Genomic DNA, 5,500 nt, shown 5'->3' on the forward strand with positions numbered 1-5,500 from the left:
ATCCTCTTGGCCCATATGTCAAAACAATCCCGGCCATGATCCTTGTCCTCTTTCCCATTCTGCTGCTGGAGGAGAGATGACCTACGAGTTTCTCAAGTTCTTGCACATCATCGGTGCCTGCGTTCTCATCGGCACAGGCGCAGGCATAGCTTTCTTCATGGTGATCGCTTCCAGATCTCTGGATACCACTGCAATCGCTCACACTGCCGGAACAGTTGTCATTGCAGACACCCTTTTCACAGCCACTGCGGTGATCATTCAGCCAATCACCGGATATCTGCTGGCAAGAGAAGTTGGCTGGTCTTTGACCGAAGGTTGGATCGTGCTCTCACTCGCACTTTACATGCTTATTGGCGCATTCTGGCTCCCAGTGGTCTGGATACAAATCCAACTCAGAAACCTCGCCACATCAGCCGCCCAAACATGCACACCCTTGCCACCCCGCTACCACACCCTCTACCGCATCTGGTTCGCCTGCGGCTTTCCGGCTTTCGTTGCGATACTTGGGATTGTTTGGTTGATGATTGTGAGGCCGGAGGTTGGTTAAAAAACATTGAATCGACTAAACACAATCAAGCAGTTTGCCAGTCACGGGCAGCACCTCATTATCCTGTGTGTAAAAAGCTCCATTGGAAAAGCTAACACCAATGCCGTACCCTAGGAAAATTTCGTCTTTTTGCTTTAAATTTTGCAGGGAGAATTCTCCCAACACGTAACGCACTTCTACAGCTCCAGCATCAACAACAACACCATCAAATTGCTTCGCATATAATTTTTGCATGTCAACATAACCTGGACTTTCGAGATTTCTAAACTCAATTCCTGATGAAATATTGTCTCCAAAACTTCTATCATCAAACCAAAGGTCTAAGTTAGCCTCAGGCAGCTTGCCTTCATTTGAAATAAATTGAAAGCCAATAGGACTAGACGCGACTCGCCAAAACCGTTGAAGAACACCTTGGCGATCTCCATCATAGCTTATCACTACAGGGATCGCAAAGATGCCTTCACATGCCCCCATCTTCTTTTGTACAGAAAACTCGGGATGTAACAGTGTTACACGCAACCTAGGACCAGTAGCTCCAGCATAAATTGCGACAACTGCAACAACTAATGAAACAACAGCGATAGCAATCGAAAAGCCGTTTAAAACCAAACTTCTATCAAACCGGCCACCATTTTTAAAGAGATCCAACATTCTGCGCAAGAGCGAACACAAATTATCGATCCCCCGCCTTCCAGAGGCTAAAATTTTTTTCATGTAATTCTCATCCATAGAAAACTTTTAAACACAAAGTTCCATTTCCGCAAAGCATCACCAGAAAGCAATCAAATAGAAAAAAGGCCCCGGATCTCTCCGAGGCCTTTCTCATTTCATAGCAGCAGCGCTGAGGCTTACTTGCTCCACCAGTTGGCGGAAGGCTCGAAGCGGCCAGCGGCTTGCTCAATCACTTCACCAACCTGGAACAGGATGCCTTCGTCAAATGGCTTGCCGATCAGCTGCAGGCCCAGTGGCAGGCCGTCTTTGTTGAGGCCAGCTGGGATGGACATGCCCGGAACGCCAGCCATGTTGGCTGTCACAGTAAACACGTCATTCATGTACATGGTCACTGGATCAGTGATCTCGCCCGGAGCAAACGCTGCATCAGGAGTGGTCGGTGTCAGGATTGCATCCACACCGTCAGCCCATGCATTGTCAAAGTCCTGCTTGATCAGGGTACGAACCTTCTGCGCTTTCAGGTAGTACGCATCGTAATAACCTGCAGACAAAACGTAGGTGCCAATCATCACGCGGCGCTTCACTTCATCACCGAAGCCAGCTGCACGGGTGTTCTCATACATCTCTACAATGTCATTGCCCGGCACACGCAGACCGTAACGAACACCATCATAACGCGCCAGGTTGGAAGACGCTTCCGCTGGTGCCACAATGTAATAAGCAGGCAAAGCGTATTTGGTGTGTGGCAGAGAAATCTCGACGATCTCAGCGCCAGCTTCCTTCAGCCATGCAATACCCTGCTGCCAGAGTGCTTCAATTTCCTCAGGAATACCGTCCATGTGGTACTCTTTAGGAATACCGATCTTCATACCCTTGATGGACTTGCCGATGAAATCTTCATAGTTCGGCACAGGCGCATCAACAGAAGTGGTGTCTTTCGCATCAACAGAAGCCATGGACTTCAGCAGGATCGCGTTGTCACGCACACTGCGGCCAATCGGGCCTGCCTGATCCAATGAGGACGCAAACGCAACCATACCCCAGCGAGAACAGCGGCCATATGTTGGTTTGATGCCAACAGTACCGGTCAGCGCAGCAGGCTGACGGATGGAACCACCGGTATCAGACGCTGTCGCCGCAGCACAAAGATGAGCAGCAACGGCAGAAGCAGAACCACCAGAAGACCCACCAGGAACCAGAGCCGTCTCAGTGCCATTGCGGCGCCATGGGTTCACAACGTCACCATAGAAGGAAGTCTCGTTGGAAGAGCCCATCGCAAACTCATCCATGTTCAACTTGCCCAGCATCACAGCACCGTCATCAAACAGGTTCTGTGTGACAGTGGACTCATACTCTGGCTTAAAGCCATCGAGGATGTGAGAACACGCCTGAGTGTGAACACCCTTTGTCGCGTATAGGTCTTTGATGCCGAGAGGAATACCTTCCAGCGGACGCGCCTCGCCAGCAGCGATTTTTGCGTCAGACGCTTTGGCCTGCTCACGGGCAATATCGCCAGTTACAGCAATATAAGCGTTCAGCGCCTCATTGCCGGACTCGATAGCACCGAGGTAGCTCTCAGTCAGTTCAGTTGCGGTAAAATCACGGGCAGCAAGCTTGTCGCGCGCCTCTGCGATCGTCAGTTTGGTAAGATCAGTCACAGTCATTATCCTTGTGAAATCGGGCGCTTATTCAACAACTTTAGGCACGGTGAAGAAGTTGTCTTCATGCACTGGCGCGTTGGAAACAATCTTGTCAGCATAACCGCCATCGCTCTGGCCGTCAGCGCGCTTCTTCATGGTGGTTTCAACCACAGAGGTCATTGGCTCAACGCCGTCAACATTCACCTCATCCAGCTGCTCAACAAAACCAAGGATCGTGTTCAGCTCACCAGTCATTTTCTCCGCCTGCGCGTCATCAACCTTGATGCGCGCCAGACCGGCAACACGTTTTACGGTGTTTAGATCAACCGACATGTTTCACTCCGAAATTACGGGGGCAAAAGACTGCCCGCCTCGAATTCATGGCAAAGAGCTATAAACACAAAAAAACAGCAGAACAATCACTGCCCTGCTGTTCATCCCTCATATTCTCGATATTACGGAACCAATCAGTACCGATTAATAAGAAGCATATTCCAGAGATCTGCCACGCACACCCGACACCACCAACCACAACGCCAGCCCCAGCAAGAGGGGAAGTGCCGAGAGTGAAAGCCCTGCCCAACCAACAGTGCTGAACAAAATGCCCGTTGAAAGCGCACATATTGCAGAAACTAACGCCACGACTGAATCATTGGCTCCTTGAGCAAGCGGCGCATCTTCAGGTGCAACAACCTCAACCAAACGAGACGTCGCGCCGATAAAACCAAAGTTCCAGCCAACACCCAGCAGGAGCAAAGCCACATAGAAGGCCCAAATCTCAACACTCAGCGCACCAATCACACCAGCCCCAGCAAGCATCAACAAACCCAGCACCATGACCGAGGTCGTGCCAATCCGGCGGATGATAAAGCCAGTAACAAAACTAGGACCAAACATGGCAACCAAATGCCAGCGGATTACATCGCTGGATTGACCAACAGAAAACCCACAATAGTCCATCGCAAGCGGTGTCGGAGACATCTGCATAGTCATGAAACCAAAAGAGAGCCCGGCACACGCCGTCGCACTCCAGACAGCTGGTCGGCGCAGCACCTTCAAGGACGCAACAAACCCTTTGGTAGTCTGATCTTTTTTCAAAGCGGGCGGCAGGCTCAATCCAAGCACAGGCAGCGCCCCAACAACGGCAACACCCGCCAACGCCAGATAACTGCCCACAAATGGAATAACACCGCCAAAATCTTTCACCACACCAACAAGGTTTGGACCAAGTAAAGCCGAGAGCAAACCCATAGACATGCTCAGCGAGATCGCCATGGGCTTCCACTTATCGCTGGCGCTGTCAGATGCAGCAAACCGCATAAAAGTGTAGGCCGCCGTGGCAATGCCTAACAGAACATGTCCAACAAGCAACACGACAAACTGATTGGAATAAAGCGCATAAACGCAGAGCAACGAACCGATAATGCTCAGGACTACACCCAGCAAGATCCCATTCCGACGCCCATATCGCCCCATAAACAGCGAGATTGGTGTAGCAAACAGAAAGTTACCAAACATCTGCAAGGCAAGCGGCACAGTTGCCATGATGGGATGGGGTGCAAGATAAGACCCTGCCAGAGCGCTGATCGCAATCAGGATTGGCATCTGCATGGAAAGGATTGCTGTTGCAATCAAAATGAGCGGAAAATTGCGCGCCCTATAGGCAGTCCCCGGCTCCGCTACCTTTGAAAATCCCATAATTATTCCTCGTAGAAACTTTGACCTCCTTGAGATTACCGCCTACAACAATTGGCAGTTAGGACATTCAAGCTTCAAATCATGCCAAACACACAAATCGAGCATTACCGTCATATAGATGCACTCGTGTATCACGGGATCAACCTTCTGGATCTGGCAGGCCCGATGCAGGCTTTCTGGACGGCAGACAGTTATCATCCCAAGTATAAGCTCAGGATTCTCTCTGTTGATGGTCAGCCGGTAGAAACCCAGCCCGGGATCAAAATCGCCGTTGATGGCAAGATATCCGACTGGAACCCAGCCGCTGATCTTCTCATCCCCGGAGGACGCGTCGATAAAGAGCTGGGCAGCAATACCCTTCGCTCGCTTCTTCAAAAAGCTGCAGCAAGAACAAACGGAGAGCGCATCATCTCCATCTGCTCCGGCGCACTTATTCTGGCAGACGCTGGCATTTTAGATGGCAAGCAAGCCAGCACCCATTGGAGCCGCGCTTCCACAGCACAAACAGAGTTCCCAAATGTGAACTGGCAGCTCAACCAACTCTTCGTCAATGCAGGTAATGTCTACAGCTCTGCAGGTGTCACCGCAGGCATAGACCTGACCTTGCACCTCATCGAGCAAGATCTGGGGGCAGCGATCTCACTGAAGACCGCGCAGGAGCTGGTGGTCTATCTGCGTCGCAACGGGGGGCAAACTCAGTTCTCCTCCGCCCTCTCCCTGCAAGCCGCCGGTCAATCCAACATCGCCAAACTCTCGGAGATCATTTTGTCAGAGCCGGAAGCAGACTGGACCATCGAGAACATGGCAAAATCAGCAGGTGTCTCCACGCGCACCCTGCACCGCCGCCTGAAAGAAGACATTGGCGCGACCCCAGCTCAGTTCGTAGAGCGTCTTCGGTTGGATCTTGCCAGAACAGCCCTTCTCAAACGCAGCTCCATCAAGC

Annotated in this window: 6 protein-coding genes; 2 read left to right on the forward strand and 4 right to left on the reverse strand. The window is 51.2% G+C overall.

What is annotated here, in order from left to right; translation table 11 throughout:
• The first annotated feature begins 76 nt into the window (after positions 1 to 76).
• Positions 77 to 547 carry a DUF2269 domain-containing protein gene (locus PPL9_RS14435; protein WP_057463350.1) on the forward strand — a complete coding sequence of 157 codons (471 nt, stop codon included), beginning with the start codon at positions 77 to 79 and terminating at the stop codon, positions 545 to 547.
• Between the two features lie 15 nt (positions 548 to 562).
• Here PPL9_RS14435 and PPL9_RS14440 read toward each other — a convergent pair whose 3' ends face one another.
• The 4 genes from PPL9_RS14440 to PPL9_RS14455 all read right to left on the reverse strand — a co-directional run bounded on the left by PPL9_RS14440 (position 563) and on the right by PPL9_RS14455 (position 4,557).
• On the reverse strand, positions 563 to 1,261 hold the full coding sequence (locus PPL9_RS14440; RefSeq protein WP_152986704.1) for a hypothetical protein: 699 nt from the start codon (positions 1,259 to 1,261) through the stop codon (positions 563 to 565).
• Between the two features lie 134 nt (positions 1,262 to 1,395).
• Complete coding sequence (gene gatA, locus PPL9_RS14445; protein ID WP_152986705.1) at positions 1,396 to 2,877, reverse strand: Asp-tRNA(Asn)/Glu-tRNA(Gln) amidotransferase subunit GatA; 1,482 nt, start codon at positions 2,875 to 2,877, stop codon at positions 1,396 to 1,398.
• Between the two features lie 27 nt (positions 2,878 to 2,904).
• On the reverse strand, positions 2,905 to 3,192 hold the full coding sequence (gene gatC / locus PPL9_RS14450) for an Asp-tRNA(Asn)/Glu-tRNA(Gln) amidotransferase subunit GatC (protein WP_057463353.1): 288 nt from the start codon (positions 3,190 to 3,192) through the stop codon (positions 2,905 to 2,907).
• Positions 3,193 to 3,336: 144 nt separating this feature from the next.
• Positions 3,337 to 4,557: an MFS transporter gene (locus tag PPL9_RS14455; RefSeq protein ID WP_057463354.1), complete on the reverse strand. Its 1,221-nt coding sequence runs from the start codon at positions 4,555 to 4,557 to the stop codon at positions 3,337 to 3,339.
• Positions 4,558 to 4,638: 81 nt separating this feature from the next.
• Between PPL9_RS14455 and PPL9_RS14460 the strand changes: the two genes are divergently transcribed.
• Positions 4,639 to 5,500: DJ-1/PfpI family protein (locus tag PPL9_RS14460; RefSeq protein ID WP_057463355.1), on the forward strand; the 862-nt coding region annotated here is incomplete at its 3' end.

The organism is Pseudovibrio sp. POLY-S9, from assembly GCF_001431305.1.
Taxonomy (GTDB): Bacteria; Pseudomonadota; Alphaproteobacteria; order Rhizobiales; family Stappiaceae; genus Pseudovibrio.